This is a genomic window from Rhizobium sp. Leaf453, from assembly GCF_001425605.1.
Classification (GTDB): domain Bacteria; phylum Pseudomonadota; class Alphaproteobacteria; order Rhizobiales; family Rhizobiaceae; genus Pararhizobium.
On sequence record NZ_LMRG01000001.1, the window covers coordinates 545,354 to 571,916 of the forward strand.

General features: G+C 59.7%; 28 protein-coding genes. 6 read left to right on the forward strand and 22 right to left on the reverse strand.

The features are described 5' to 3' along the window. Positions 1-12: 12 nt before the first annotated feature. From flgG to ASG68_RS02655, 8 genes are all read right to left on the reverse strand, one after another. Positions 13-801, reverse strand: a complete 789-nt coding sequence (gene flgG / locus ASG68_RS02620) for a flagellar basal-body rod protein FlgG (RefSeq protein ID WP_062583387.1) — start codon at positions 799-801, stop codon at positions 13-15. A gap of 12 nt (positions 802-813) precedes the next feature. Beyond that, positions 814-1,149 carry a flagellar hook-basal body complex protein FliE gene (locus ASG68_RS02625; protein ID WP_062583386.1) on the reverse strand — a complete coding sequence of 112 codons (336 nt, stop codon included), beginning with the start codon at positions 1,147-1,149 and terminating at the stop codon, positions 814-816. Further along, the gene (flgC, locus tag ASG68_RS02630) at positions 1,149-1,568 is read right to left on the reverse strand and encodes a flagellar basal body rod protein FlgC (RefSeq protein ID WP_062583385.1); all 420 of its coding nucleotides are present in this window, start codon (positions 1,566-1,568) and stop codon (positions 1,149-1,151) included. The genes ASG68_RS02625 and flgC overlap by 1 nt, the downstream gene beginning before the upstream one ends. Before the next feature lie 5 nt (positions 1,569-1,573). Then, complete coding sequence (gene flgB / locus ASG68_RS02635) at positions 1,574-1,954, reverse strand: flagellar basal body rod protein FlgB (protein WP_062583696.1); 381 nt, start codon at positions 1,952-1,954, stop codon at positions 1,574-1,576. A 246-nt stretch (positions 1,955-2,200) separates the two neighbouring features. Then, the gene (locus tag ASG68_RS02640) at positions 2,201-2,728 is read right to left on the reverse strand and encodes a hypothetical protein (protein WP_062583384.1); all 528 of its coding nucleotides are present in this window, start codon (positions 2,726-2,728) and stop codon (positions 2,201-2,203) included. Between the two features lie 2 nt (positions 2,729-2,730). Continuing rightward, positions 2,731-4,140, reverse strand: coding sequence for a flagellar protein export ATPase FliI (gene fliI, locus ASG68_RS02645; RefSeq protein ID WP_062583383.1), 1,410 nt, complete (start codon positions 4,138-4,140; stop codon positions 2,731-2,733). A gap of 81 nt (positions 4,141-4,221) precedes the next feature. After that, positions 4,222-4,947 (reverse strand): flagellar basal-body rod protein FlgF, encoded by a 726-nt coding sequence (gene flgF / locus ASG68_RS02650; protein ID WP_062583382.1) that lies wholly within the window; start codon positions 4,945-4,947, stop codon positions 4,222-4,224. 1 nt (position 4,948) lies between these two features. After that, entirely contained in the window at positions 4,949-5,728 is a 780-nt protein-coding gene (locus tag ASG68_RS02655; protein WP_062583695.1) for a DUF1217 domain-containing protein, read from the reverse strand. A 184-nt stretch (positions 5,729-5,912) separates the two neighbouring features. On the opposite strand from ASG68_RS02655, the gene motA reads away from it, so the two are divergent. The 6 genes from motA (at position 5,913) to ASG68_RS02685 (ending at position 11,219) form a co-directional block, all read left to right on the forward strand. Further along, on the forward strand, positions 5,913-6,791 hold the full coding sequence (gene motA, locus ASG68_RS02660) for a flagellar motor stator protein MotA (RefSeq protein WP_062583381.1): 879 nt from the start codon (positions 5,913-5,915) through the stop codon (positions 6,789-6,791). Positions 6,792-6,795: 4 nt separating this feature from the next. After that, the gene (locus ASG68_RS02665) at positions 6,796-7,743 is read left to right on the forward strand and encodes a FliM/FliN family flagellar motor switch protein (protein ID WP_062583380.1); all 948 of its coding nucleotides are present in this window, start codon (positions 6,796-6,798) and stop codon (positions 7,741-7,743) included. Positions 7,744-7,803: 60 nt separating this feature from the next. Next, the gene (fliN, locus tag ASG68_RS02670; protein WP_062583379.1) at positions 7,804-8,427 is read left to right on the forward strand and encodes a flagellar motor switch protein FliN; all 624 of its coding nucleotides are present in this window, start codon (positions 7,804-7,806) and stop codon (positions 8,425-8,427) included. A 28-nt stretch (positions 8,428-8,455) separates the two neighbouring features. Beyond that, positions 8,456-9,487: a flagellar motor switch protein FliG gene (gene fliG, locus ASG68_RS02675; RefSeq protein ID WP_062583378.1), complete on the forward strand. Its 1,032-nt coding sequence runs from the start codon at positions 8,456-8,458 to the stop codon at positions 9,485-9,487. Positions 9,488-9,691: 204 nt separating this feature from the next. Beyond that, positions 9,692-10,768 (forward strand): flagellar biosynthesis protein FlhB, encoded by a 1,077-nt coding sequence (gene flhB / locus ASG68_RS02680; protein ID WP_062583377.1) that lies wholly within the window; start codon positions 9,692-9,694, stop codon positions 10,766-10,768. 4 nt (positions 10,769-10,772) lie between these two features. Continuing rightward, the gene (locus ASG68_RS02685; protein ID WP_200943261.1) at positions 10,773-11,219 is read left to right on the forward strand and encodes a hypothetical protein; all 447 of its coding nucleotides are present in this window, start codon (positions 10,773-10,775) and stop codon (positions 11,217-11,219) included. Positions 11,220-11,321: 102 nt separating this feature from the next. Here ASG68_RS02685 and visR read toward each other — a convergent pair whose 3' ends face one another. The 14 genes from visR to ASG68_RS02755 form a co-directional block, all read right to left on the reverse strand. Next, positions 11,322-12,071 carry a transcriptional regulator VisR gene (gene visR, locus ASG68_RS02690; RefSeq protein ID WP_062583375.1) on the reverse strand — a complete coding sequence of 250 codons (750 nt, stop codon included), beginning with the start codon at positions 12,069-12,071 and terminating at the stop codon, positions 11,322-11,324. Positions 12,072-12,082: 11 nt separating this feature from the next. Then, on the reverse strand, positions 12,083-12,772 hold the full coding sequence (gene visN, locus ASG68_RS02695; RefSeq protein ID WP_413813985.1) for a transcriptional regulator VisN: 690 nt from the start codon (positions 12,770-12,772) through the stop codon (positions 12,083-12,085). Positions 12,773-13,754: 982 nt separating this feature from the next. Next, the gene (fliF, locus tag ASG68_RS02700; RefSeq protein WP_062583373.1) at positions 13,755-15,449 is read right to left on the reverse strand and encodes a flagellar basal-body MS-ring/collar protein FliF; all 1,695 of its coding nucleotides are present in this window, start codon (positions 15,447-15,449) and stop codon (positions 13,755-13,757) included. A 312-nt stretch (positions 15,450-15,761) separates the two neighbouring features. Next, positions 15,762-16,154, reverse strand: coding sequence for a chemotaxis protein CheT (gene cheT, locus ASG68_RS02705; RefSeq protein WP_062583372.1), 393 nt, complete (start codon positions 16,152-16,154; stop codon positions 15,762-15,764). Positions 16,155-16,269: 115 nt separating this feature from the next. Further along, on the reverse strand, positions 16,270-16,824 hold the full coding sequence (cheD, locus tag ASG68_RS02710; RefSeq protein WP_062583371.1) for a chemoreceptor glutamine deamidase CheD: 555 nt from the start codon (positions 16,822-16,824) through the stop codon (positions 16,270-16,272). Next, positions 16,821-17,210 (reverse strand): response regulator, encoded by a 390-nt coding sequence (locus ASG68_RS02715; RefSeq protein WP_062583370.1) that lies wholly within the window; start codon positions 17,208-17,210, stop codon positions 16,821-16,823. Before ASG68_RS02715 ends, cheD begins: the two co-directional genes overlap by 4 nt. A 1-nt stretch (position 17,211) precedes the next feature. Further along, positions 17,212-18,267 (reverse strand): protein-glutamate O-methylesterase CheB, encoded by a 1,056-nt coding sequence (gene cheB / locus ASG68_RS02720; RefSeq protein ID WP_062583369.1) that lies wholly within the window; start codon positions 18,265-18,267, stop codon positions 17,212-17,214. After that, on the reverse strand, positions 18,267-19,166 hold the full coding sequence (gene cheR, locus ASG68_RS02725; protein WP_062583367.1) for a protein-glutamate O-methyltransferase CheR: 900 nt from the start codon (positions 19,164-19,166) through the stop codon (positions 18,267-18,269). Before cheR ends, cheB begins: the two co-directional genes overlap by 1 nt. Beyond that, complete coding sequence (locus ASG68_RS02730) at positions 19,163-19,630, reverse strand: chemotaxis protein CheW (RefSeq protein WP_062583363.1); 468 nt, start codon at positions 19,628-19,630, stop codon at positions 19,163-19,165. The genes cheR and ASG68_RS02730 overlap by 4 nt, the downstream gene beginning before the upstream one ends. 4 nt (positions 19,631-19,634) lie before the next feature. Further along, a complete protein-coding gene (locus tag ASG68_RS02735) occupies positions 19,635-21,953 on the reverse strand; it encodes a chemotaxis protein CheA (RefSeq protein WP_062583361.1) in 2,319 nt (772 codons plus the stop codon). A gap of 20 nt (positions 21,954-21,973) precedes the next feature. After that, positions 21,974-22,339: a chemotaxis response regulator CheY1 gene (cheY1, locus tag ASG68_RS02740; RefSeq protein WP_018324149.1), complete on the reverse strand. Its 366-nt coding sequence runs from the start codon at positions 22,337-22,339 to the stop codon at positions 21,974-21,976. Positions 22,340-22,342: 3 nt separating this feature from the next. Further along, positions 22,343-22,636, reverse strand: coding sequence for an STAS domain-containing protein (locus ASG68_RS02745; protein WP_062583359.1), 294 nt, complete (start codon positions 22,634-22,636; stop codon positions 22,343-22,345). A 133-nt stretch (positions 22,637-22,769) separates the two neighbouring features. Next, a complete protein-coding gene (locus ASG68_RS02750; RefSeq protein WP_062583357.1) occupies positions 22,770-24,392 on the reverse strand; it encodes a globin-coupled sensor protein in 1,623 nt (540 codons plus the stop codon). Positions 24,393-25,186: 794 nt separating this feature from the next. Continuing rightward, positions 25,187-26,563, reverse strand: a complete 1,377-nt coding sequence (locus ASG68_RS02755) for an FGGY-family carbohydrate kinase (RefSeq protein ID WP_062583355.1) — start codon at positions 26,561-26,563, stop codon at positions 25,187-25,189.

A 26,563-nucleotide genomic window follows, 5' to 3' on the forward strand; every position in this document is an offset into this window, starting at 1 on the left:
CCATTCCCTCTATTATCTCAGGTTCTTGCTGACCGTGCCGGCCATTTCGTCGGCGGCCTGGATGATCTTCGAGTTCATTTCATAGGCGCGCTGGGCGGAGATCAGGTCGGTAATTTCCTTCACCGGATCGACGTTCGACGCTTCGAGATACTTCTGCTTGATCTGGGCGTAGCCCGGATCGGCCGGCGTACCGATGACAGGGGTGCCGGAGGCTGGCGTTTCCTTGAAGAGGTTGTCGCCCTGCGGCTCGAGACCGGCTTCGTTGACAAAGTTGGCGATGGTCAGCTGACCGATGGATGTCGGGATGGAGCTGCCGTCGATCTTGGCGAAGACTTCGCCAGAGGTGGAAACAGTGATCTCGCTCGCATTCGGCGGAACCGTGATGGCCGGGGCGACCGTGTAACCGTCGATGGTCACGAGCTGGCCCGTATCATTGGTGTTGAAAGCGCCGGCGCGGGTATAGGCCGTTTCGCCATCCGGCGTCTCGATCTGGAACCAGCCACGACCGACCAGCGCGAGGTCGAGATCGTTGCCGGTGGAGATCAGGCTGCCCTGCAGATGCAGGTTGCGCACGGCGGATGTCTGTACGCCGAGACCGACGATCGCGCCTTCCGGAACGATGGCCTGGTTGGCGCGGTTCGGCACGCCCTGGGCGCGTTCGGTCTGGTACAGGAGATCGGAGAACTCCGCCCGCGCACGCTTGTAACCGGTGGTATTGATGTTCGCGATGTTGTTCGCGATCACTTCCAGGTTCAGCTGCTGCGCATTCATGCCGGTCGCGGCGATCGAGAGAGCCTTCATTGTATCTGTCCTTTAGATCGGCATACGTGCGATTTCGAGATAGGCGCTGACCACCTTGTCGCGGATGGCGATGGCGGTTTGCAGCGACTGTTCGGCATTCATGACGGCGTCGATGACTTCGCGGGTATTGGCTTCTCCACGGATGCCCTGGATCGAGGCCGCTTCCGACTTCTGCAGGCTGCCGACCATGTCGGTGGCCATGCTGCTCATGACGTCGGCAAAACTCTGGGTCTGGCCGGCGGCGGCCGCGCCGCCGAAAATGCTCTGCGCCGATGCGGTGCTCGAGGAGGAGGCGACGTCCTGAACCGAGGAGATCGCGGCGCTGATGGTCTTGATTGCGTCGATCATTATTGCGAAGCCTTCAGAAGGTCGATGGTTGCGGAAATCAGATCACGGGCCTGGCGCGTGGTCTGGAGATTGGCCTCATAAGAGCGGTTCGCTTCCCGCATGTCGGCCATCTCGATGAGAACGTTGACGTTCGGTAGCTTGACCATGCCCTTGTCGTCTGCGGCCGGATTGCCCGGATCGAACTCGATGGTGAAGTTCGAATCGTCGGTGCCGAGCCGCTGGACCTCAACGGTGGATGCGCCACTGATCCGGTCGATTTCCGCAGCGAAGCTGACCGTCTTGCGGCGGTAAGGATCCGCGCCCGGCGCATCGCCGGTCGAACGGGCGTTGGCGATGTTTTCCGAAACGACGCGCAGGCGCGTCGATTCCGCTTCGAGACCGGTGGCTGACACCTTGAGAGCTGAAACCAGAGGATCCATGGCCGTTATTTCCGTACCGTCATGAGCATCATCCGGTGAAACGCCTTCACGAGACCGGTATTGAGCTCGTAGTCGCGCTTGATTTCACCGGTTTTCATCAGTTCGCTTTCCAGCTGGACGCTGTTGCCCGACTGCTCGACCTGTGCATCGTCGATCATGCTGGTTTCTGTCACCTGAGCCGCCATCGGGCTCTGAGTGAAATGGGCCGGGTTGGTCGCGGCCATCTGGAAGCCGGTTTCCTGCATCACGCTCTGGAACGGCTTGACGTCCTTGGCGGCGTAGTGCGGCGTATTGGCGTTTGCGATATTCCCGGCCACGACGTTCTGGCGAACTGCCAGCCATTGCGCCTGCCGGGACGCGAGATCAAAAAGCTGTATAGGTTGCATCATGCGACTCCATGCTTGTTGCTCCCGAACCTAGGGAAGCAATCTTGCGTGGGACTGATGCGGATGGTGAAAAGACGGCAACGGCCGTGAATGCTGCAGGGACGGCTGTCGCGTGCCCCGCATTGGTGTCCGAAAACCGGAATTTTGAGAACGGGAAAGGATCTGGCGCATCATGAACCATGCTGCTCCGCACGGCCGGAAGGCGCATGCGGACACAGGGGCTGTCGGCGATCAAGGATCGCGCGATCACTCAGCCCTATAGATATCGCCCTTGGAGGTGATCATCACCCAGCGCCCGTCGCGCTGTTCCAATGTTGCCAGTCGACTGTTGTCCGGCAGGGTCGAACCGATTTTGACTATATACATGCCGCTGCTGTCTTCGATCAGCGCACGGCCGTTGGCGACGTGCATCAGACGGAAGCCCGTCGCGGCCGGGAACGGCTGCTCGCGGTCGTCTTCGCCGCCGGGCTTCTTTATTTCGCCCGGGACCGTTGCTGTCGTCAGCTGGTCGAGGGCGGCCTGCGTATCCGCATCGCGGTTCAGCGAAGCGACCGGTGAAGCCTGCCCGCCGTTGCCGGCCGGCATTTCCTGGGTCGTGCCCTGCCAAAGCGTCGGCATCGAGAACTTGTCCTGATGCAGGAAGGCATACCAAGGGAAGAAGGTAGCAAGTGCAGCGAGCGCAATACCGGTCGCGCCCAGCGCCTTGTCGATGATCGGCGTGCGTTCCGTCCGCTTGCGCTGCGGCACGATTTCGTCGGCGTCGTAATCAGTCACCGTTACCCCCTCGCCCGCGTGTTCTGCACGGTCCCTGGATTACTACCCATGCCGGCTGCCGCCTTCAGCGCATTCGCCAGATCGGTAAATGCATCAAAGGCCGGCTTTTCGCCTGGCGTCTGCTTGAGAATGTCGTAGATCACCGGCACCTGCTTGATCGCCATGTCGAGATCCGGATCGCTACCAGGCCTGTAACCACCGATCAGGCGCAGGTCGCGGGTTTCCTCGAAACGGTGGATCAGCGACTTCAGCCGTGAAACCAGCTTTTCCTGATCCGGCGTCCAAGCCTTGCGCGCCAGACGGGAGACCGACGCCAGCGGATTGACCGGCGGATAACGGCCCTCTTCGGCCAGGCTGCGGTCCATGACGATATGGCCGTCAAGGATACCGCGCGTCGAGTCGGCGATCGGGTCGTTATGATTGTCGCCGTCCACCAGAATTGAGATGATCGCCGTGATCGTGCCGGCACCTTCGGCGCCCGGACCTGCACGCTCCAGAAGGCGCGGCAGTTCGGTGAAGACGGAAGCCGGATAGCCGCGCGCGATCGGCGGCTCGCCGGAAGCGGTCGCGACTTCGCGGATGGCATGGGCGAAACGGGTAACGCTGTCGACGATCAGGAGAACATTGTCACCCTGGTCGCGGTAGTGCTCGGCGATGGTGACGGCCGTCAGCGGCGCCATTTTGCGCAGCATCGGGCTTTCGTCGCTGGTGGCGACGACGGCAACGGATTTCGCCAGGTTGTCGCCGAGCGTGTCCTCGATGAATTCGCGCACTTCACGACCACGTTCGCCGACCAGCGCGATGACAACCTTGTCGAAGGCATCGGCGCGAGCGAGCATCGACAGCAGCGTGGACTTGCCGACACCAGAGCCGGCGAAAACGCCGAGGCGCTGGCCGAGGCAGAGCGGCGAGAAGATGTCGATGGCGCGCACGCCGGTGCGGAATCCATGCTCGACGCGCTTGCGGGTCATTGAGGGCGGCGCTGTGTTGGAGATCGGGCGGCGGATATCGCCCTGCAGCAGCGGCCCGCCTCCGTCGATCGGTTCGCCCAGAGAATTGATCGTGCGGCCGCACCAAGATGCGGTCGGCGCGATACGGAAGGCGCCCTTGCGGATGACTGTGTCGTGGATGCCGATCGGATCGCCCGGTTCGATCGGGCAGACCACAACGGTTTCCTGCTCGACCTTGACGACTTCGCCGAGATGGGTGCCTGTCGAACTCTTGTGGGCGACGAAGTCACCAAGGCGTACATGCCGGGAAAGGCCACTGACCGTATAATACCCTGCCGAAATCGACTGGACATGGCCACCGGGGGCGATCGAGAATTCCGGATTGGAATAACGCCCGACAAGGCCGGCAAGCGCGGCCAGCGAGGTCGAGGAATTTCGGATCTGGATCGTCTCGTTCTGCATTCCGGCTCCTGCCGTCTGCCTGACCCTGCTCCGGGGAGCATCAGCGGGTTGGCGTCAGTCGTTTGTGAAGATCGGTAACTGTTACTTGCTGCCGCCAAGCGTCTTGATTGCTTCGTCGAGCGAGCCTTCGCTATCACGCAACAGCGCGGTGATATTTTCGAACGCGCGCGACACCATGATGAGCTGGGACATTTCCTGGACGGGATTGACGTTGGATTCCTCGACATAACCCTGCATCACGCCGACATCCATGCGGTCAACGACCGGCTCGGGCTGCGAATTCGGGATGACGGAGCTGTTGTCGTAGCGAGAAAAGCCGTTGCTGAAATCGGCTTCATAAAGGCCGAGCGCTGCGATCTGGGTGCCGTTCTGCTGAATGGCACCGTCAGCGCCGACCTTGATGTCGCCCGCCTGCGTATTGAGCTGGATCGGTGCGCCGCCGGCGTCAAGCACCGGATAGCCTTTGAGCGTGACGAGTTCGCCACCGTCCGTCACCGTGAAGCGACCGTCGCGGGTCAGTGCTGCGCCACCGGGCGTATCGATCGAAAACCACGCTTCGCCCTTGACGGCGAAATCGAGCTGGTTGCCGGTGCGGGTCAGGCCGCCATTGTTGGTATTCAGGAACTCCTGGCCTTCGGAGACGAAGGACACCTTCGTCGGCTGCGTGTCGCCCAGGACCTGGTTGAATTTCACCTCGGTCGAACGGAAGCCGACAGTCGTCGAATTGGCGACGTTGTCGGCCAACGTATTCATGCGCTTTTCAAGCGCCATCTGCGAGGAGACAGCAACGTAAAGACCGGTTTGCATATCAGCGTCCCCCGAGTTTCAGCGTATTGATGGAAAGAAGAAGATCGGAGGAAATGCCGTAGCCGCTCGACGAGCCGAAGACGGCGAGCGGGTCATAGGGGTCTGAGGAATTGTTGATTTCCCAAAGTGCCGTGAAACGCTCAAGCAGCTTCGTCAGCTTGGCCGGATCCTTGAAATCCTTGAGATTGATGTTCTTTTCGATCGTTTCGGCTTGCTTGTCGATATGGGAAGCGGCAAATTCGACGGGCATCTGCAGCAGCGTGCGCGTCACCTCTGCCAAGGCGTTGTCGGCCAGAAGACCATAGGCATTGGTGATGGACGGCGCCATGCGTTCGAAATACAGCGCCAGACGCACACCGGAGTTTTCCTGACCCGCATTCTGTTCGAGCGTCTGGCGGGCATATTTGTCGGCAACGCCCTTCTGCGCTTTGTCGAAGGATGTCGCTGTCGTGCCTTGACGGGCGAAGTTGAGGGATTCGACCAGGTCGGTGTAGCGGCTGTCGGTGAGCTGCTTGGCGAAGGCTTCGTCGGTGTCGATGCCCTCGGTCAGCACCTTGCGCATGAACGCCTTGGCGTAGCCCATGTCTTCGAGGCCATGCGCCTTCATCGCGTAATTATAAAGTCGCGTGTCGGCGAAGAAATCATCGATCGTTTTCACGTTGCCGATGTTCTTCAGGTAATATTCGGTCTCGCGGGCGACATCCGGCTGTGCGGACACCCGTTCCAGCGATTTGGACAGGTTGCCTGCTATCATCTGGTAGCTGGTATAGGTCGTCGTCACGACGTTTCCCCGTTCATCCATTAGAAATGGCGCGGATAGCGCCGATCGAACGGAAATTGCCGCAGCTTGCTTGCGCGAACCTGTTTGCACGCAAAGGCGGTAATCGGGGCCAAACAGCCAGCCTCACGCAAGGCTGGAGGCCTAACTCTACCGTCGAAAATCCATCATTGCGGCAGGTATCTCAATGAACATCATCATCGGTCTCGTCTTGACCATAGGCTGTATTCTCGGCGGCTTCATCGCCATGGGCGGCCATATGGAAGTTCTGAACCAGCCGTTCGAGCTCGTCATCATCGGCGGTGCAGGCCTTGGCGGCTATGTCATGGCGAACTCGATGAAAGTGCTGAAGGACACCGGCAAGGCGCTCGGTGAAGCCTTCGCCCACAAGGTTCCCAAGGAGCGCAACTATCTCGATACGCTCGGCGTTCTCTACAGCCTGATGCGCGACCTGCGCACCAAGTCACGCAACGAGATCGAAAGCCACATCGACAATCCCGATGAATCCTCGATCTTCCAGTCGGCGCCGACCGTTTTGAAGAACAAGGAACTGACGGCCTTCATCTGCGACTACGTTCGCCTGATCATCATCGGCAATGCCCGCAGCCATGAGATCGAAGCGCTGATGGACGAGGAAATCAACACGATCACCCATGACAAGATGAAGGTGTACAACGCGCTCACCACCATGAGCGACGCCTTCCCCGCCATCGGTATCGTCGCGGCCGTTCTCGGCGTCATCAAGGCCATGGGCGCCATCTCGGAATCGCCTGAAGTTCTCGGCGGCAAGATCGCAGCCGCCCTCGTCGGAACCATGCTCGGCATCTTCCTATCCTACTGCGTCGTGGCTCCGGTCATCGCCAACGTCAAGTCGGTGCGCGAAAAGCAAAACCGCCTCTACATCATCGTCAAGCAGACGCTGCTGGCCTACATGAACGGCTCGGTTCCCCAGGTTGCGCTCGAATACGGCCGCAAGACCATCTCGGCTTACGAGCGTCCGTCGATCGATTCGGTCGAGCAGGAAATGATGAACCCGGGCGGCGGCGGCGAAAGCAAGGCGGCTTGATCGGATGACATCGGCTTTGGAAAACAACGTCTACACCTTCGACCGCAAGCTGCTCGCCCGCATGACAGGCGCGCTGGGCGACAACAAGACGATCGGCAAGCTCTGTGCCGACCTCGGGCAGGTCTTCACCGAATTTCTGCCGGATATCTTCCAGAACGAGACAGGTCTGGATATCGAGATCGGCTATGCCGGCTTCGACACCGGCCTGAAATCCGAGTTGATCGCCAGGCTCGGCAACGGCGTGGCGCTGTGCGACACGACCCTGCGCAACTGGTGCCCGGATTTCATCATCAGCTGCGACAGCCCCGTCATCATCACGTTGATGGAAGTGCTGCTCGGCGCACCGCCGACCGGCATCGAGGAGCCAAAGCCGCGCAACCTGTCCACCATCGAGCTTGATGTCGCGACAATGGTCTTCGAGAAGATCGCGGAAGTGCTGAAATCGGCCGTCAACGCGCCCGGCGGTTTCGAACCGACCCTGAGCCGACCCTACAATGCCAGCCAGCGGCCGGCAGCGGACCCGGAAGCAACCGATCCCTACGCCGCCTGCATCAATGTCACGATGGGCCTTGGCCCGGTTCTGTCGACCTTTTCGATCATCGTGCCACAGCAGATTCTCCTCAAGACCAACATCGTTTTCCCGAAGGGTGTCGGCCAGGCGCGCAAGGCCAAGACCGCCTGGGGCGAGCAGCTGGAACAGCAGGTCCGTCGCTCGACGGTGACGCTGGAGGCACGCGTCAACCTGCAGAGCCTTACGCTCGACACGATCAGCCGCCTGCAGCCGGGCGACGTCATTCCCTTCCAGGACGCCAGGGATGTGCGCGTCGAGGTCAATGCCAACGGCCGTGACATGTACATCTGCGAGTTCGGCCGGTCCGGCACCAAATACACGGTCCGGATCAAGGATACCCAAGGTTCGGAGAGCGACATTCTCCATCATCTCATGAGTTAAAAATCCCCTGCCTTACCCGGCAACATGGTTGGGGCAAGTTTCAACTGGAATAGTTTGCACATGGCTACGAAGAAAGCACCAATTGACGACCAGACGATCCTGAACGCCGGCGACGCCGAGCTTGATCAGGCGATCGACGATCTGCGTGGCGTCCTGCAAAACGACGCCGCCGGCACCACGCCGAAGACCGATTTCGGCATGGACTTCGGCGCGACATCGACGCTCGGCGAAACATCGGATTTCGGCAGCGAATTCGGCAGCACGGATGGCGACCTCAACAGCTTCGGCGGTGATTTCGGCGCCACGAGCTTCGGCGATCTCGATAGTGGTTCAGCATCCTCCTCATTCGACACCGGTTCGTTCGGCGGCAGCGATTTCGGCGGCAGCAGCTTCGAGGATCGGCCGGCCAGCGAGCCAGGCAGTGGCATGAATGCCAACATGGACCTGATCATGGACATCCCGATCGATGTCCAGATCGTCCTCGGCTCCAGCCGCATGCAAGTTTCGGGTCTTATGAATCTGACGGAAGGCGCAACGATCGCGCTGGATCGGCGAATCGGCGAACCGGTCGAGATCGTCGTCAACGGCAGGGTCATCGGCCGCGGCGAGATCACGGTTCTCGAGGAAGACGAGACACGTTTCGGTGTTAAACTCATCGAAATCAAGGGTACCAGTAAAGTTTGAACCCGGTTAGGGTCATGAGGATCGATCCATGATGGATTTTGACAGTTTTGAAAGTACGGCGGTTTCCAAGCCCCTCTCCCAGATGGACAAGGCCGCAGCCGTTCTGCTTGCGATGGGCAAGCCCGTTGCCGGCAAACTGTTGAAATTCTTCACCCAGAGCGAATTGCAGGGCATTATCGCCGCTGCCCAGTCGCTCCGTTCGATCCCGCCCCACGAACTTGAAATCCTGGTGAACGAGTTCGAGGACCTGTTCACCGAAGGCGCCGGCCTGATGGACAACGCCAAGGCGATCGAAGGCATTCTCGAAGAAGGCCTGACGCCGGATGAAGTCGACGGGCTGCTCGGCCGCCGCACCGCCTTTGCCTCCTACGAAGCCAATATCTGGGATCGCCTGCAGGATTCCGATCCGGTCGCCGTCGCCCAGAGCCTCGGCAAGGAACATGCCCAGACGATCGCCTACGTCCTGTCGATGATGCCATCGACCTTCGGCGCCAAGGTTCTGCTGCAGCTGCCGGAAACCGATCGCGCCGACATTATCAACCGCGCCGTCAACATGAAGAATGTCAGCCCGAAGGCTGCACAGATCATCGAGACCCGCGTCATGGAGCTGATCCGCGAACTCGAAGCCGATCGCAATTCGACCGGCTCGATCAAGATCGCCGAGGTCATGAACGAGCTGGAGAAGACTCAGGTCGATACGCTGCTCGCATCGCTCGAATCGATCAACACCGAATCGGTCAAGAAGGTCCGTCCGAAGATCTTCCTGTTCGACGACGTCCTGCTCATGCCGCAGCGCAGCCGCGTTCAGCTGTTCAACGACGTTTCCGGCGACATCATCACCATGGCGCTGCGCGGCTCCAGCATGGACCTGCGCGAGGCGGTGCTTGCCTCGATCGGCGCTCGCCAGCGCCGCATGATCGAATCGGATCTCGCTTCCGGCGATGCCGGCATCAATCCGCGCGATATCGCGATTGCCCGCCGCTCGATCACCCAGGAAGCCATCCGTCTTGCCGCCAGCGGCCAGATCGAGCTGAAGGAAAAGGCTGCGGTCGCAGCCTGATCCGCACCTCAAATCCTCCCGGATTCCCGCGAGTTTCTGTGAAGCGCCGGCATTTCGGTGCCCTGTCCCCTTGCATGCCCTGAAACCTCGGCTCACAACGGTCCCGACGGCTTAGCCGTCGTGGAGCGAATGATGCCGGTCGCAAAGACCCGGGCGATCGGTTCGTCTCCGCAACGAAGACGCAGCGCGTGAGGTCTTCTTCCGATGTCGGACGATCAGGACAAGGACAGTAAAACAGAAGACGCGTCCGAGAAAAAAATCTCCGACGCAATCGAGAAAGGCAATACGCCGTTTTCGCGCGAAGTGACCATGTTTGCCTCGGTCGCGGCCATCTACATCTTCATCGTTTTCTTCCTGCCCCAGGGTTTCACCGTCGTCGCCGAATCGCTCAAGGATATCTTCGAGCAGCCGGAGGCGTGGCGCATCGAAACGTCAACTGATGTCGTCGCATTGATCACGCACCTGTTTTCCAAGGCAGGCGCACTGTTGATCCCGTTCTTCATCCTGGTGATCGTTTTCGGTATCGGTTCGTCCGTCTTGCAGAACCTGCCCACGCCGGTCCTCGACCGCATCGCGCCGAAGATGGAACGAATTTCGCCCGTTTCCGGGTTCAAGCGCATCTATGGCATCCAGGGTCTCGTCGAGTTCGCCAAGGCGCTGTTCAAAATCCTGATCGTCTCGGTCGTCATCGTTCTCGTCCTGTGGAACGACTACTACGCGTCGCTAGAATCGATGTTTTCCGATCCGTTGACGATCTTCGCGACCATGTCCGACGATCTTAATCAGATCATGATCGTCATCCTAATCGCCACCGCAATCATTGCCATCGCGGACTTTTTCTGGACGCGACACCACTGGCACACCGAGCTCAGGATGACGAAGCAGGAGGTCAAGGAAGAACTGAAGCAGTCGCAGGGCGATCCGATCGTCAAGGCGCGGCTTCGCTCCATTGCCCGCGACCGGGCGCGCCGGCGCATGATCACGTCGGTTCCCCGCGCCACGCTGGTGATTGCAAACCCGACCCACTATGCCGTCGCGCTGCGTTACGTGCGCGAGGAAGGCGATGCGCCGGTGGTTGTTGCCAAGGGTCAGGACCTGGTCGCGCTCAAAATTCGTGAAATGGCGGAGGAGAACGGCATTCCGGTTTTCGAAGATCCGCCTCTCGCACGCTCAATGTTTGCGCAAGTCTCGGTGGATAGTGTGATTCCACCGGTGTTTTACAAGGCAGTCGCCGAACTCATTCACCGGGTCTATGCAACGCAGCCGAAACGAAACGGATGACGTAATCCCGATGAAAAAATGCGAATATTCCGAACAACGCGAGAAAATTGTAGCCGAAGCGATTCGTCCGGTGGCGACGGAATTGCGGCTGATCGATGCAGCCGACTTCATTGCGCTGCTGCGGTTTGAATCGCATGCGAGCCTGGCCGATCTGGTCTCGTCCGCTGCCGAACTCTATTTTCTGCCCGGCACGGTGAATTTCGGAATCGGTGGCAATTACAAGCTGGACTGGGATACGCAGCCGGAAATCACGCTGGATCTGGAATTGAAGCCGGACGGCGTCACGGTCTATGCACAGCTCGCGCTCGGCAAGGACACAGCCGGCCTCGAGATCAACCACATCAACTTCCAGACGCCTTCCAGCGACCCCGATGAGAACACGGCTTTCCTGGCGCACAGCCTGAATGCAGCCAAGTTCGTTCGATCCTATCCCACCGCGATGGCGGGCTGAGGCACGGATCTGCGGCCATGATGGCCGAAACCAATCTCTTCGCTTATTGTCTTATCGCATGTCGTTACCGCAAAACCGCTGTGCGTTTCTGCGCGACATGCTTCAGCTGATGTAACCGAGACGGATGGCCTTCGCGATCGCCTGGATTCTGTTGACCGAATCCAGCTTGGTCGTCGCCGCGCCGAGATAGGCATTGACGGTATGGACCGACAGTCCCATTTTTTCGGCGATTTCTTCGCTGATATAGCCGTCCCCGGCCATCTGCAGGCAACCGATCTCGCGGTCGCTGAGCATTTCAGAAGGCGGCATCCGGCGCTCGTCGGCGGCCAGAAGGTCGGTCATGATCTGGCAGCTACGGCCGTGCAGATCGATGATCACCTCGCTCGTCAGGTCGATATAGCTGCCGGTGAAGATGACATAACCGTTGCCCTGTGCCCCGAGCCGGACCGGGAAAGCGATGCCGGAATAGGGAAGCAGGCGCGTGGGGAATCGATGGGTGAAGCGGACAAAGTCACCCGCCTCGGCCGCCTGATGCTCGCCCGTGCCATTCCACAGCACCGGGAGCAGCGAGGCATCCAGATGCGCGAGCATGTCGGCACCGTAGGCGGTGACCAGTTCGTGCGCGGTAGCCTCGGATGTTGCACCCCAGTTATCGATGACGCAGTTCAGCTTGCGGGCCGATGGCAGGCTATTTCCATTCAGACGCAGGACGGCAAAATGCTTGGCATTGATCTGCTTCTGCATCGCCTGCAACCGGGCGACGAGCGTCGCGGCCCGTGACGCCCTGGCAGCCTGCTGCCGACCGGCCTTGCTATCGTCCGGTGTACGCGAATTCGGAAGGAAATAGGTCATGGCCGGCTTTCCTAAACGAGGTTGTTGCGAACGGCGTATGCGATGGCCTCGGAGCGTGTCTTTGTGGCCGTCTTGCGCATGACGCTGGTGATGTAATTGTTGATCGTATTGCGCGAGATGCCGAGGATGACGGCGATCTCGTCGCTGGTCTTGCCTTCCGCGATCCAGAAGAGGCATTCGAGCTCGCGCTCGGTCAGTTCGAATTCGCGATCCGACCGAACGTCGCGCTCGGTGGTAAAGCTGGCGAAATAGCCGGTGAGAAGACCGACATCCCGGAGGCTCTCCTGCGACAGGATCACGTCCTGCGGGAAGAGAAGCATCAGCGACAGCCGCGTGCGGCCGACATTGAAGGTGATGGCGCAATATTCGTGGCTGATGCCACGGCTGACGTCGATATCATCCGGCAGGCTCATGAAGACCGGCTGCATGACCGACAGGCACTTTTCCATTTCGTTGGTCTTCGAATGGAGCTGGGACATCACCTTGCCGAGTCGCTGAACGACATCGAACGGCCAGTCCGAGCAGACGACGAAGTCCAGGCCATTATCCTGCGACAGGTCATACCGCGCCAGCAGATAGTGGGTCGCCCCAACATAATCCGTCAGGGCCGCGAGCCCCTTGTTCAGGTTACCGCGCTCGGCAAACTCGCCGAGCTTGCGGATCAGCTGTTCCTTGGAAACGGCCCGTCCAATACCACGCATCGTGGCGATCGGCGCAGGCCGGATCGCAATCTCCGTATGTAGAGCATCCATGACATTACCCCCGTGATGGATTCGTCCGTGCTCATTGAAGCGTTTTCCGCCGCCGCCGCCGGCAACTGTGTCTGGGTAGTCCGCCGTCCCAGACAGACGCAAATCAGTACGCGAATCACTACGTAAAATGTACATCTACCCCTATGAAAAACTACTGCCTTCATCTCGGGATTTACTTTTCAGCTGATCCGTGAATCGATTCGTGAATGTGGCAGGATATCCGGAGGTTGCATGAACCGCGGATTTTTGAATTTAGAATAACATATTGAATTAAAACATATTTCTAATAAAAAAATTGAATTGCGACGCTTTTCGAGCTCAAAAAGGCGTACGAATGCCACTCGCAAGAATGGAAAAACGGGCACGCAAATCACCCGATCTCCGAGCCGCGAAAATTGTCAAGTTTCCATTTTCTTATTTGTTTTCGCAGCATGTTGCGAAATTGCATCAGCATCTTTCATAGCTAGATTTTGTAATTCTCCGCAAACAACGAGGTTAACCTTTAAATATTAACTTCGTAATATTTGAAATTCACTGAATCTAACCTGAACCGCTGAATCTATACCCGCGACATCGACTGCGACGATTGAGGCAAAAACCTGCTGTCCCCAGGAAAAAATTAACGGTTTGTTAAATATAACGAATCCCAGGGCGCCTCGTTACGTGACTTTGAGCAGTCCGAGATTCTTCTCACCCTGCCCAGCCACGATTGAATACAGAAAGCGAAGTCGGGTCTATTTTCGGGGTCATCGCAAACAGGGCGAATTTCTGGAACAGGCGATGTAAATCAGGCGCGACTATGGCGGGTAGCCGACACTTACAAAGCGCAATCGCCAATTGAATCCATATGTTGCTGGAGCAGGCAAAGAAAACCCGCCGGTCAGGCGGGTCATCTCGTTCCATCGGTGCCGGTGGGAATTTGCCCGCGGGTTCAGGCTGCCTTTTCGGCGACCCACTTGCGCAGGATCTTGGCGGCGCGTTCCTCGCTGATCTCGACCATGCGCGAAAGCCTGCGCTCCGGACCTTCCTTGACCTTGCGGTTGAAACCGCCTTCGCTCTCGTCGCCCAGGCTGAGCAGGTCGTCGGTGCTGTCGAAGCCGAAGTCGGAGCCGAAGCCTTCCATCAGCGCCCCGCCAGCAGCGCTGCCGGTTGCGGCAGGTGAGAAGTCCGGGAGTTCGAGGCCAACGGCTTCGTTTTCGGCCAGAGCAGTGCCGCCGCCAGCGCCGAGGCCCATGGAGCGAGCGAGAGGGCGCAGGCCGACCCAGACCACCAGGAAAGCGACCGCGACGAAGGCCAGCGCATTGATGATGCCACCGAGGTTGCGGGTCAGCGTTTCCATGATGGAAGGACCGGAAACCGGCTCGTCCAGCAGCTGGGTGTTGACGAAGTCCATGGCGGTCAGGGTGATCACGTCACCGCGAGCGGTGTCGAGGCCGACCGCCGAGGCAACGATCTTCTGCATTTCCGCGATATAGGCATCGATCTTCGCCTGGTCAGCGCCTTCGCCAACCATGGCGGCGACACGACCGCGGTTGACCACAACGGCAACGGAGAGCTTTTCGACCGTGTAGCTGTTCTTGACGGTCGCGACGGTCTTCGAGTTTATCTCGTAGTTGGTCTGCTCTTCCTTCTTCTCGGTCTGATCGTTCGACTGCGGGCCGGACGTCGCACCCTGCGGTGCCGCCTGCGGAACATTCTGCTCGACCGTAGCGGCATTGTCTGCCTGTTGCTGGCTGGACTTCTGCTCTTCCTTGGTGACGCGGGTCGAGCGTTCGACGCGGGATTCCGGATCGAAAACAGTTTCCTGGATTTGCTGGGTGTCGGTGTTCAGTTTGGCGGTGACGCTGGCGCGGAAGTTATCCATGCCGAGGAAGGGAGCGAGCGCCTTGTCGATATTGCTTTCGATTTCGTTCTGGACGTTCTGGACGATGCCGAGCGACTGGTTCATGGCGCTGTTGGACGGATCGTCGCCGGACGCCAGGAGCTGGCCGGCCGAATCCAGGATCGTCACGTCGTCGATGCTGAGGCCCGGAACGGAGGATGCCACCAGATGGCGGATCGATGCTGCCGAGGAACGGCCGACACTGGCATTGCCGCGGATCATGACCGATGCGGTGGGCTTCTGTTCCGTCTTCCTGAAGCTGCCGCGGTCGGCCATGACGATATGGACGCGGGCGGCTGAAATTCCGGAGATCTGCTGGATGGTGCGGGCGATTTCGCCTTCAAGCGCCCGGATGCGGGTGACTTCCTGCATGAAGGAGGTCAAGCCCAGCGATCCGACATTGTCGAAAAGTTCGTAACCGGCATTGGCGCTGTTGGGCAGGCCCTTGTCGGCGAGAAGCAGGCGGGCCTTGCCGGTCATGCCGACCGGGACCTGGATGCTTGCTCCATCCGCGCCAACCTCGAAATCCATGCCAGCCTCTGCGAGCGCGACGCTGACCTGATTGAGGTCGTTCGTCTCCAGACCGACATAGAGCGTTTCATAGGCTGGTTTATTGACATAGAGCCCGGCAGCGAGAACGATCGCGACCGCGACAACGCCGGCAGAGATCAGCGCGATGAGCTTGCCCTGTCCGAGATTGGCCAGATTTTTCGTGACCGACGAGAGTTGATCCAACAGATTCATTCTGTTTCCGCACCCAGTGGCACATGTTCCGATCGGGCAACATCGCCCGGGGGAGTTAACATGCGCAGATCCAAACATTCGGGTTTCTGGATCGATCCGGCGCCTGTGGCTTCGTCAAATCACGCGCAAATCTACCAGTCCCGATTGGCACACTAAGAAACGAAACTTGCGCGAACTTGTCTTTGGAAGCCGCTTTCAACGGCAATGCGAAAAGAACCGTTCGCGTCACCGGTGTCAGAAAACAAAACCGCCGCCTTGGACATCTCCAAGGCAGCGGCCGTCGATACAATATGAAATCAATGTCTTACGAGATCAAAACGCCTCGAAATCACCCGAAGAGTCCGTCAGCGGCTGGGAATGGCCATGGCGCAGCATGCCATTGCCGAGCGACTTCTGCATGTCGGCAAGCTTCACAAGGTTGAGCGCGGTGGTGACATCCACAAGCCAGGACTGCGGGATGGCAGCCGTCACCGTGTCGATAAATTCGGCAAGGCCGCGCGTCTTCTGGACGGCGAGATCGATGCCTTGCAGCACCTTCATGCGATCGACGGCCTCCAGGACCGCCTCGCCATGCACATCGCTGAGCATGGGTTCGATGCGCTCGATGAGATAGGCGACGTCGTACAGCTCGGACACGATGCGCATCATCACATCGGGGAGCGCCTCGTCGACGTGAGGCATGTGGCTCTTCAGTTCAGTCAGCATTACTCATCCTCACGCTGGCAACAATTGCCGTTCGAACGCCCCCGTTGAACAGCCAATACTCAATACTCTGCCAAAATTGCCACCCGAGTGCTGAACCCGGAAGGCAACCCAAGCGCTAGAAAAATTCGATCGAATTGTCGACCGGCTTCGGAGCCGGGCGCGGACGCTGTTCCTGTGCGACAGCCTTCTGCGCCTCGACACCCGTCAATGCATATTGCCGGGCACGGCCACTCACCGCCCAATATTCGAGCTTGCGGCCGTGATCGCCACCGGTGCTTTCGCCGACCACCTGAATGCCTTCGTCCATCAGGAACTGCCGGGCAAACAGGGCATTCTGCTCGCCGACATTGGAGAAGCGGGCAATTGTCTTCGCACCACCGAAAATCTTCGCCTCCAACCGATCGCGACGAGCGCCCTTCTTCAGAAGCCCGTTGATCAACAATTCCATCAGATGGACGCCGTAGCGCGTGGCATCTCCCCCCGATGAAATTGCATCCGCCGAGCCCGGCAGAAGAAAGTGATTCATACCACCAACACCTGCGATCGGGTCGCGCATGCACGCAGCCACGCAGGAACCGAGAATGGTCGACAAAACGACGTCAGGATCATTGACCACTTTCCATTCGCCCTGGATGACATGCACACGCTTGATCGCAGCCTCAGTGATCATTTCAATGCCCCGAATACAGCCTCGATTGCGGCCTTCATTTTTTCGATAGTGAAAGGCTTGGCCAGCACGTTGTTTGCGCCGAGCGCCGCTGCCTTCGTCACAAGCGCCCGGTCACCCTGTGCGGTCAGGATGATGAAGGCGGCCTTCTTCGTCGCAGGGTTGTTTCGCACGGCCTGCAGGAGACCGAGGCCGTCCATCTTCGGCATGTTGAAGTCCGAGATGACCAGATGGTGCGGCTGCTGGGCCATGATCTTCATGCCCTGCTCGCCATCGCCGGCGGCCGTGATCTGCTTGAAACCGAGCTGCTGCAGGGCATCGCCCAACAACAGACGGCTGGTGACCTGATCGTCGACAATCAGAACTTTGATTTTTTCCGCTATGGACATTTTATTCGCTTCCTTCTCTTCGGGCGGCGGTGCTTTTCAATACTTCTTCCCCGATTGAGCTGAGGGGTAGTTGCGTTTCGACGGCGCCCAGTTCCCAGGCAACCCTCGGCATTCCATACACAACGCAGGTTTTTTCATTCTGACCGAATGTGCGGGCACCTGCGTGGCGCATTTTCAAGAGACCGGATGCGCCATCGCGGCCCATTCCGGTCAGGATCACACCGACTGCGTTTCTGCCTGCCAGTTCCGCGACCGAATCGAACAGCACATCCACCGAGGGGCGGTGACCATTGACCGGTTCGCGATCCAGCAGACGGCAGCTGGGCGAAGAAGGATTGACGACCTGCAGGTGGCGTTCACCACCCGGCGCCAGATAAATCTTGCCGATCTCCAGACGGGCACCATCCGTCGCTTCCTGCACTGTCGGGGCGCAGAGGCGGTTCAGGCGTTCGGCAAAGCTCTTGGTAAAGGTATGCGGCATGTGCTGCGTGATCACCGTGGGCGGGCAATTGGCAGGGAATTTCTGCAGAACCGCGATCAGCGCTTCCACACCGCCGGTCGACGAACCGATGGCGATGATCTTGCGGCCGGCGCGATAATCGGACGCTCCGTTCGTATTAGCGGCGCTTGGGGCAGCCGCCTTGTTGCCGGAGATGATGTACTTGCGCTGCGAACGTGCAGCCGCCTTCACCTTGTCGGCGAGATCGCTGAACGGACGCGGGTCGCCCGGCAAGGGTTTGCCGACGCAATCAAACGCGCCGATTTCAAGCGCCGCGATCGAGGCTTCCGCGCCCTTGTGCGTCAGCGTCGATACCATGATGACCGGCATCGGCCGCAGCCGCATGATCTTCTCGAGGAATTCCAGCCCGTTCATGTTGGGCATTTCGATATCGAGCGTGACGACGTCCGGATCGAGATCCTTGATCGCCTGACGCGCCTGCATGGCATCGGCCGCCTGGCCGACAACCTCGACATCGGGATCGTTACTCAGGATTGCCGTGATCAGGCCACGCATGGTGGCGCTGTCATCGACGACAAGAACGCGTGCTGCTGCCATTAGCGCCCTCCCTTGCCGGTATAGCGGTAGGTGGTGATGCCGATATTGTCGAAGACCGACTTTGCATCACCGGACACCCGCTCCGAGTGGCCGATATAAAGAGTACCCTTTGCATTGAGCATGCCGGCGAACCGGGTCCAGATTTTCTGCTGCGTCGGCTCGTCGAAATAGATCACGACATTGCGGCAGAAGATCACGTCGACCTGGCCCTTGAACGGCCATTGCGCCATCAGGTTCAGTTCGTTGAAGGTGATCAGTTTCTTGACGCGATCATCCACTTGCCACTTCTGGCGGCCATTGACGTTGACTTCCGCGAACCACTGCTTGCGCATGGCCGGGCTGACAGTCTCGAGCGCGGTCGCGTCGTAGGCGCCGGCCCGGGCGAGCGCCAGGATCTTCGGGTCGATGTCCGTCGCCAGAATCTTGAAGTCGTAATCGGTGACGTTCGGCATCATCGACAGGACGGTGAGCGCGATCGAATAGGGCTCCTGCCCGTCCGAGCAGGCCGCCGACCAGATGCGCACGCGGCCGCCAGCCTTGGCACGGGCGATCAGTTCTGGCAGCACGTCTGTCTTCAGGTGCTCGAAATGGTGGTTCTCGCGGAAGAAGCGCGTGAAATTGGTCGTGAGATGCGAGAGCATGTCGCGGCGCTCGGCGGCACCGGCCGGCGAGGAAACCAGCTGGCAATATTCGCGAAAACCCTTCAGCCCGAGATTGCGGATATGCTTCGAAAGCCGCGAATAGACGAGCGAGGCCTTCGATTCGTTCAGATAAATGCCGGCATCGGCATAGATCATTGCCGCAATTTCGGCGAGGTCGCGGCGCGTCAACGGATATTCGCCGCTTGCCAGGCACTCGTCGGGGGGCAATCTGCTGTCAAAGGCGGCCGGCATGCTCATGCAGCTTCACTTTCAGAATGAGGGAAGACGGCTTCCAGTTCGATCAGGCAAATCATGCGTTTGTCGATCGCCAGGACACCGCGGGCAAATGTCCGCTCGAATTCCGACGACATGTCCGGCGTCGGCTGAATGTCTTCCTCGTTGATCGTCAGGATGTCGGACACCGCTTCGACGAGAAGCCCGACAACCTTGTCCATGACCTGCGTCACGATGATAACGTGGCGCACGGTCGGTTCGGCCGGTTTCATGCCGAGCCGGGCCGACAGATCGATGATCGGCAGCACGACGCCGCGCAGATTGATCACGCCAAGCACGTACCGGGGTGCATGCGGCATCGGCGTTGCCTTGGTCCAGCCCCGGATTTCCCGCACCGACATTACGTTGACGCAGAATTCCTGATCCCCAATCCGGAACGCGATGAGTTCGCGTCCTGCCTTGGTCAGATTTTTTGCGAGAGACGTCATAGGCTTATCCTGCAGCAGCGAGCGACGATTCTTGTTGCAGGGACTGGCCGCGCGATGCTGCGACGACAGCATCTACGTCCAGGATGAGAGCGACACGGCCATCACCGAGAATGGTGGCGGCGGCAATGCCGGGCACGTGCGTATAGTTTGCTTCCAGGCTCTTGATGACGACCTGACGCTGGCCCTGGATGGCATCGACCATCAGTGCGCGCTGGCCGCCGCCTTCGGATTCCACCAGAAGAGCGACGCCTTCGACCGGATTGGCCTGGGTGGCACGGAAATTCAGGATGCGACCGACATCGACCAGCGGGCAGAAGGAGTTGCGGATCGAGATCAGGCGCTGCGTCGCACCGAAGGAATGGATCGATGCGGCATCCGGCTGCAGGGTCTCGACGATCGCCGTCAGCGGCACGACCAGCGTCTGGCCGGCGACGGTGACGACCATGCCGTCGAGGACGGCGAGCGTCAGCGGCAGGCTCATGGTAAAGACGGAGCCGTGGCCCGGCTTCGACGAGATGTTGATACGGCCACCGAGTGCCTGGATCGAGCGCTTGACCACGTCCATGCCGACGCCGCGGCCGGAAAGGTCGGAGACTTTTTCGGCGGTCGAGAAGCCGGCGTGGAAGATCAGGTTGTCGATTTCCTCATCCGACAGGTTGGCGTCGGCTGCGATCAGGTCGTTGTCGATCGCCTTCTGGCGAACGCGCTCGCGGTTGATGCCGGCGCCGTCGTCGGAGAGTTCGATGACGATACGGCCCGAACGATGCTTGGCGGTCAGCTTGACAGTGCCTTCGGCCGGCTTGCCGGCGGCAAGGCGCTTCTCGGGCATTTCCAGACCATGGTCGACCGCGTTGCGGATCATGTGCGTCAGCGGTTCAGCCAGTTTGTCGATGACCGTCTTGTCGACTTCGGTGTTTTCACCTTCCGTGACGAGGCGCACCGACTTGCCGGTGATATCGGCGATTTCGCGGACGGTACGGGCCATGCGCTGGAAGACCGGCTTCACCGGCTGCGCGCGGATGGCCATGACCGAGTCCTGGATCTCGCGGGTGAGCTGTTGGAGTTCTTCCAGGCCCATATTGATCGAGGAAACGCCGTTCGAGTCGTTTTCTATGACGCTCTGCGACAGCATGGCCTGATTGATCACAAGCTCGCCGACGAGGTTGATCAGGCGATCGACGCGATCAAGATCGACGCGAATCGTCGGAGCAGCGGCCGAAGCAGCCTGCTGCGCATTGTTCTGCGCAGCGGCAGTCGCAGCTGCGCCCTTGTCGGCGGCGGAAGCCCGGGCGGCATTGCCGGCCATCTGCAGGACGTTGCTGGCCGTTTCGGCGGCGGCAACTGCTGCTTCCTGGGCTGCTGCTGCGGCAGCCAGCTGTTCTTCTTCCTCGACGACACCGATCGGTGCATCCGGCTCGCCGTCAAGGACGGAGAGATCGAAGGGAACCGGCTGCATCGGCAGGTCGTCGTCGGAGCCTTCGCCGGCTTCACCAGCGTCGAGAGCAGTGACTTCGAGATCGCAATCCCACTCGGCAAATTCGAACACTGAACGGATGGCGTCTTCGCCCTTGTCGGTCTTGATCGAGATTTTCCAGGAGAAATAGGCGGTTTCCGGGTCCATCTGGTCGAGACCCGGCAAGTTGTCCATGTTGCAATGAATGCTCATCTCGCCGAGGCGCGAGAGATCGCGCAGGAGAAGCGTTGCCTCATTGCCCTTGGTGTAGAGTTCCGACTTCGGCTTGAAGACGATGTCGTAGGCCGGCAGATCGCTGACAGATTCTTCCTCGCCACCGAAATCGTCAAAGGAGAAGGCGACCGGCATGAAGCCTTCGTCATTGACCAGGGGCGCGGCGGCGACGGGGGCAGGTGCTGCCTTTGCAACCGGGGCCGCCTTGGGAGCAGCGGCGACGGGTGCAGGCGTTGCGGCGGCCGGCGGGGCTTCGCCCTTCGCAAGCGCTTCCAGTTCACGGATCAGCTGTGCCGAGCGGGCCTGATCGACGCTGCCGCCATCACGGGCGACATTCGTGAGGTCGGCCAGGACGTCGGCCGACTTCAACATCACCTTCAGGACTTCCTGGGTCGGTTCCAGCTTATTGGAACGAACGCAATCAAGCGTTGTCTCGAACACGTGTGCGAAAGAGACAAGATCATCCAGCCCGAAAGCTCCGGCACCACCCTTGATGGAGTGGACCGCACGGAAGACCGCGTTCACCGTTTCCGGGTCACGATCGCCGTCATTGAGCCGCAGGAGACCGGATTCCAGCTCAGCGAGTTGCTCCTCGCATTCCTGGAAAAAAATCTCTTTGATTTCGTTCATATCCATGGCTGGAATCCTGGCTTAGCTTAGGCGGTTACGCGCTCGATGGCATCGATCAGTTTGGTCGGATCGAACGGCTTGACGATCCAGCCGGTCGCGCCTGCCTGGCGGGCACGGTTCTTCTTTTCAGCGTCGCTTTCCGTCGTCAGCACGAGGATCGGGATAGCCCGGTACTTCTCGTTCTTGCGAACGCCTTCGATGAAGCCGAAGCCATCGAGACGCGGCATATTGATATCGGTGACGATGACGTCGGGATTGGCGTCCTCGAGCACTTCCAGGCCTTCGACGCCGTCTTCCGCCTGGATCGTTTCGAACCCGGCATTGTTCAGCGTGACGAGAAGCATGTTCCGGATTGTCCGGGAATCATCGACTGTGAGAACTTTCTTTTTCATGTCTCAAATCTCCTTTGCCATCAGATGGTCGATATTGACCCCGATGAGCTGCGTCGTTTTCGTAAATGCGTCCGACACCTTGGCGAAGGTGAACGACTGCTTGTCCTCTTCCCAGCTTTTCGCTCCGGCCATCAGGACCTGAACGCAGAGGGCACCGACACGCTCGACTGCCGAGGCATCGATAACCAATGTATTGCCGCGCAAGCCCATCAGCTTCGTGTGCAGCGCGTTCGCCTCGTTCAGATCGAGGACCGGCGCGAGGCTTAGACTTTTCTGAGCGGCCTTCTTTGCTGCCATCTCTACTTTCCTTGTCTGACTGGGAGTAATTTACACAGATGGTTTGACTGGCTTTCCGCGCGCGGGACGGACCTGACGCGCTGAACTTCGAACATCGCCGATGACGGCAGACTATGCTTGTGGCGGCTCTGCATCAGCGCCCCCATCCGGCAAGGCGGCCCTGAAGGCCGTAGCCATCGTCGAAATTGTCCAGAGCTTCTTCGGCCGCTTCGTCACGATGACCGATTTCGATCCTGGCCTTCGGCATGGCAACAGCAGCCTTCGGGGCCTGCCGCTGGACGTGAAACTGGCGGATCGTCTGACCAAGCTCGAGAATGACGGTCTGGAGGTCGTCACAGGTCTCCTTGGCATCAGTTGCCCGGCCGGCACTTGCCGCGATCTCGGCGCCGATGCGGCCGAGATCAGACGCCGCCGATTCGAGGCTCGTCACCTGCTCGCCGGTTTCCACGGCAATTCCGGCGATCGCGTCATTGATGCCGCGCACCTGCTCGACAATGCTGCTAATCGCATCCTGAGTGCGGCCGACATGCTCGACGCCGACTTCGACCTGGGACTTGGTGCTCGAGACCAGTTGCTTGATTTCCCGGGCCGCATCGCCTGAGCGCTGGGCCAGTGCCCGGACCTCTTGGGCCACGACTGCAAAGCCACGGCCGCTTTCGCCGGCGCGCGCGGCCTCAATGCCGGCGTTCAAGGCGAGCAGATTGGTCTGGAAGGCGATCTCGTCGATCACGCCGATGATCTGGCCGATCTTCTCAGCCGAAGCTTCGATATCGGCCATGGCGGAAATGGCTTGTCCCGCGATCTCGCCGCTGCGCTCAGCCGACTGGCGGGTGGTAGCGACGCTCTTTTCGGCGGTGCGCGTCTGTACTGCGTTGTGCTTGACGCGGTCGACGATGGAAACAAGCGAAGCTAAGGTGTCGCTGAGGGCTTCGGATTGTTCACGGGCCTTGGTCGAGAACTGACCAGTCTGGCCGGAGAGCTGCTGCGACGCGGTTTCCATGATGGCAGCCCGGTCAGACAGGCCAATGATCTGACGCTGCACACCGTCGAGCGCCTCGTTCAAGTTCTGCGCCAGCGGCTGGTAAGCGGCAGCGCCGTCGGTTGGCGCGCGGACGGAGAGGTCATTGCGGCCCAATGCCTGGGTGACATCGCCGAAGATCGCCAAGGCCTCGGCTTCGCCGGCCTTGCGCTGTTCGGCAAGGGCGCGCTGATGGTTGTGACGCTGTTCGTTGAAGCGCAGGGAAACGGAGATTTCGGTATCGACGAAAACAGTGCGCACGAGGGCGGCGACGAGATCGGCAAGCTCCTGCTTGCGCGACTTGCCAAGCGGCAGCACCGACTTCGGCCAGCATTCCTCGATCATCGAGCAGATCAGGCGCTCAAGCACGACCGCATGACCGGCGATCTGCCAGCGCGGATCGAGGCCCATCTTGCTTTCAGTGTCGGAGAGGACCTTGACGCGCTCGGCATAAAGGCTGTCGAAACGGGCATCCGTCAGGACGCTCCAATGGGAAGCCTTGAGATCGTGCAGCCGATCGATCTGGCGGTCGCTGGTGAAATGGCGTGCCGCATCGGGAAAGGTCTGGAGGCGCTGGAACAGATCGCGCAGGGCGAGTTCCACCTGGGCGCCTAGGGACTGGCGGTTCTTGCGCAGGACGTCGGTCTGGTCCCCGTCGAGGCCAGCAAAACGCAAGCGCTCGAGCAGGCTGCCTGCCTGAGCCTTCCTGGTCTGATCTGGCGACGTTTCCTGCCTCACGCTGTTCCCCGGTCTGCTACGCAATTCTTGAAAACCGAACGGCTTTCACAAGTATTCTCAAAGAAATTCAAAGTGCTCCTGCATGTCCGCCGGCCTTGCAGACTGCGGCACCCTCCCCCTCAACGAACCAATCCATGAAGAACACTGGCATCCCGCCCGCAGATGCTTGTGGAGATGGCAGCCATGCCATAAGCCACGGCACGCGCCGCTTCGTTCTCATCGTCAATTCGGTGAAGTGCATACCGGATCAAAACCGGTTCGGCGGTGCGGCGTCATGCCATGTCAGGAAACAGAATTTCCCACTCCGACGTGTGAGACCATGTTTATGGTTAATTCCTTGCTTGAAGGTTAACGGTTGATAGCCCGTATCTTCTTTCACTAAAATTAGACCGATATTGCTGTGGATGAGCGCAAGGGCATGCTGGCCGGGCATTTGCGCCGGACAGAGAAACAACAGGTTCTCAATGGTAAAACTTGGGAATTGATCTGATGAGGGCGGTTTATTAACTAATGCCTATTCTGACCGGCGCAAGCCATGCACAAGCATAGCCGGTCACGTTGAAGCGGCATCATGATGATGACGTAGAAGGGACGAGCAATGATTGTTCTGGGACTGAGCGCCGTGCTTATCGCCACCCTCACAATGGCAGCGATCTCCATCCTCCTGAATATTGAGGATGACCGCAAGTCTTTGAACTCCCGGGTTTTTTAAGAACAGCCGCAACAAACGTCGTCAGACGCGACTTTCACTTGCCAGCGTTGCTGCACGCCAACGCATCTCTTCCCGTTTTTGCTCAGACCACGTTTGAACGGTTTGCCTCGGCGAACCATTTCTCCGCATAGGCCTGATATCCTGCAGACGTTTCGTCACTGAAGCGTGACGTCTGAACCTGCGCCCGGCTGCCATCCGCAAGACAGGCCGCACCGAGACTGGTGCCCGTGGCGCTCTGACTGCCGATCAGGACCGGCCGGCCGGTGGCCGCAGCCAGCATGCGCAGATAGGCCGGATTTCCGGCAAACGGCCCCTCGACGACGATTTCCCCTTCCGCCCCGATCAGATCGAGACAGGTCGCGGTCATCAGCGCCAAGTGGAACGACACGACAGCAAGCCGTTCCGCCTGCATCAGACTTGACTCATCGCAGGTCCAGCGTGCCTTGGTCTGCGGGAAAGGTCCAGAACCTTCCGGCAGCGATGGCAGGAGCATCCATAGGCGATCCACGACGGCAGCTTCCGCCTCCACAGACGGCGTCACCGGCTGATCCTTCATCAGAATGGAAAAAGCGCGTCCGCCCATGAACCGCGCCGACGGCACGGGATCGCCGAGCGCGTTGACGTTGATCAGCGTATCGCGTGCCTCGTCCAGCGCCACCTTCCGTGCGCCCATCGCCATGATCACCACCCAGGTACCGGTGGAGACGACGGAGAAGGGTGCGGGCCGCGTCAGGACATGCGGCAACAGCGAGGAATTGGAATCGTGGATACCGCAGAACACAGGCAGGCCCTCCGGTAATCCGGTGTCCCGAGCCGCCTGTGCCGTCAGCCCGCCCAGCAGATCGCTGGCCCGGCGAACCGGCGCGAACAGTGGCCGCCAGCCGCGTTCATCGACCATGGTCGAAAAATCGCCGGTGTAGGGGTTCCAGAGATCGGTATGGCAGCCGAGCGAGGTCAGTTCGTTGGCGAGCACGCCGCTCAGGCGGTAGGACCAGTATTGCGCATAGGTGAGAATGGTCGCGACATTGGCAAAATGCTCGGGATACGTTTGCTGCTGCCAATAGATCTGCGCGCCGATGTTCAGGCCCATCGGCAAGCGGGCGGCGCCGGTTTCCGCGAAGGGTGGCCGTACCTTATCGTAATCAGCCGAAAGTGTATCGGGCGCGGTAAACTCATAATCCAGCAGCGGCAGGGCGAGGTCGCCGTTCGCATCGAGCAGCACCGCCGTCGCGCCATGGGTTGTCACCGAGATCGCGTCGATCGGTGTCTCCGCGTGGAGCGCCGCGAGACTTTCGGCAATGAACCGCCACAGGCGCTCGACATCGAAATGCGGATAGAGCCCGTTACCCGACACGCCGTTGGCGATCTTGCGCACGGCGATTTCCTCGAAGCGATCGAGATCAACGAGCGCGACCTTGGCATTCGTCTTGCCGATATCGATGACAGCGATGATTCTCAT

Excerpts from the sequence above, each read along its gene's own strand:
- fliF (WP_062583373.1), bottom strand. The coding sequence starts at position 15,449 with ATGAATCTGTTGGATCAACTCTCGTCGGTCACGAAAAATCTGGCCAAT.
- cheB (WP_062583369.1), bottom strand. The coding sequence starts at position 18,267 with ATGGCAGCAGCACGCGTTCTTGTCGTCGATGACAGCGCCACCATGCGT.
- cheD (WP_062583371.1), bottom strand. The coding sequence starts at position 16,824 with ATGATCACTGAGGCTGCGATCAAGCGTGTGCATGTCATCCAGGGCGAA.
- flgB (WP_062583696.1), bottom strand. The coding sequence starts at position 1,954 with ATGCAACCTATACAGCTTTTTGATCTCGCGTCCCGGCAGGCGCAATGG.
- motA (WP_062583381.1), top strand. The coding sequence starts at position 5,913 with ATGAACATCATCATCGGTCTCGTCTTGACCATAGGCTGTATTCTCGGC.
- ASG68_RS02745 (WP_062583359.1), bottom strand. The coding sequence starts at position 22,636 with ATGGCAGCAAAGAAGGCCGCTCAGAAAAGTCTAAGCCTCGCGCCGGTC.
- cheY1 (WP_018324149.1), bottom strand. The coding sequence starts at position 22,339 with ATGAAAAAGAAAGTTCTCACAGTCGATGATTCCCGGACAATCCGGAAC.
- ASG68_RS02730 (WP_062583363.1), bottom strand. The coding sequence starts at position 19,630 with ATGACGTCTCTCGCAAAAAATCTGACCAAGGCAGGACGCGAACTCATC.
- cheT (WP_062583372.1), bottom strand. The coding sequence starts at position 16,154 with ATGCTGACTGAACTGAAGAGCCACATGCCTCACGTCGACGAGGCGCTC.
- fliN (WP_062583379.1), top strand. The coding sequence starts at position 7,804 with ATGGCTACGAAGAAAGCACCAATTGACGACCAGACGATCCTGAACGCC.
- ASG68_RS02735 (WP_062583361.1), bottom strand. The coding sequence starts at position 21,953 with ATGGATATGAACGAAATCAAAGAGATTTTTTTCCAGGAATGCGAGGAG.
- visN (WP_413813985.1), bottom strand. The coding sequence starts at position 12,772 with ATGCGTGGTATTGGACGGGCCGTTTCCAAGGAACAGCTGATCCGCAAG.
- visR (WP_062583375.1), bottom strand. The coding sequence starts at position 12,071 with ATGACCTATTTCCTTCCGAATTCGCGTACACCGGACGATAGCAAGGCC.
- flgG (WP_062583387.1), bottom strand. The coding sequence starts at position 801 with ATGAAGGCTCTCTCGATCGCCGCGACCGGCATGAATGCGCAGCAGCTG.
- ASG68_RS02625 (WP_062583386.1), bottom strand. The coding sequence starts at position 1,149 with ATGATCGACGCAATCAAGACCATCAGCGCCGCGATCTCCTCGGTTCAG.
- fliI (WP_062583383.1), bottom strand. The coding sequence starts at position 4,140 with ATGCAGAACGAGACGATCCAGATCCGAAATTCCTCGACCTCGCTGGCC.
- ASG68_RS02715 (WP_062583370.1), bottom strand. The coding sequence starts at position 17,210 with ATGTCCATAGCGGAAAAAATCAAAGTTCTGATTGTCGACGATCAGGTC.
- cheR (WP_062583367.1), bottom strand. The coding sequence starts at position 19,166 with ATGAGCATGCCGGCCGCCTTTGACAGCAGATTGCCCCCCGACGAGTGC.
- fliG (WP_062583378.1), top strand. The coding sequence starts at position 8,456 with ATGATGGATTTTGACAGTTTTGAAAGTACGGCGGTTTCCAAGCCCCTC.
- ASG68_RS02665 (WP_062583380.1), top strand. The coding sequence starts at position 6,796 with ATGACATCGGCTTTGGAAAACAACGTCTACACCTTCGACCGCAAGCTG.
- flgF (WP_062583382.1), bottom strand. The coding sequence starts at position 4,947 with ATGCAAACCGGTCTTTACGTTGCTGTCTCCTCGCAGATGGCGCTTGAA.
- flhB (WP_062583377.1), top strand. The coding sequence starts at position 9,692 with ATGTCGGACGATCAGGACAAGGACAGTAAAACAGAAGACGCGTCCGAG.
- flgC (WP_062583385.1), bottom strand. The coding sequence starts at position 1,568 with ATGGATCCTCTGGTTTCAGCTCTCAAGGTGTCAGCCACCGGTCTCGAA.
- ASG68_RS02755 (WP_062583355.1), bottom strand. The coding sequence starts at position 26,563 with ATGAGAATCATCGCTGTCATCGATATCGGCAAGACGAATGCCAAGGTC.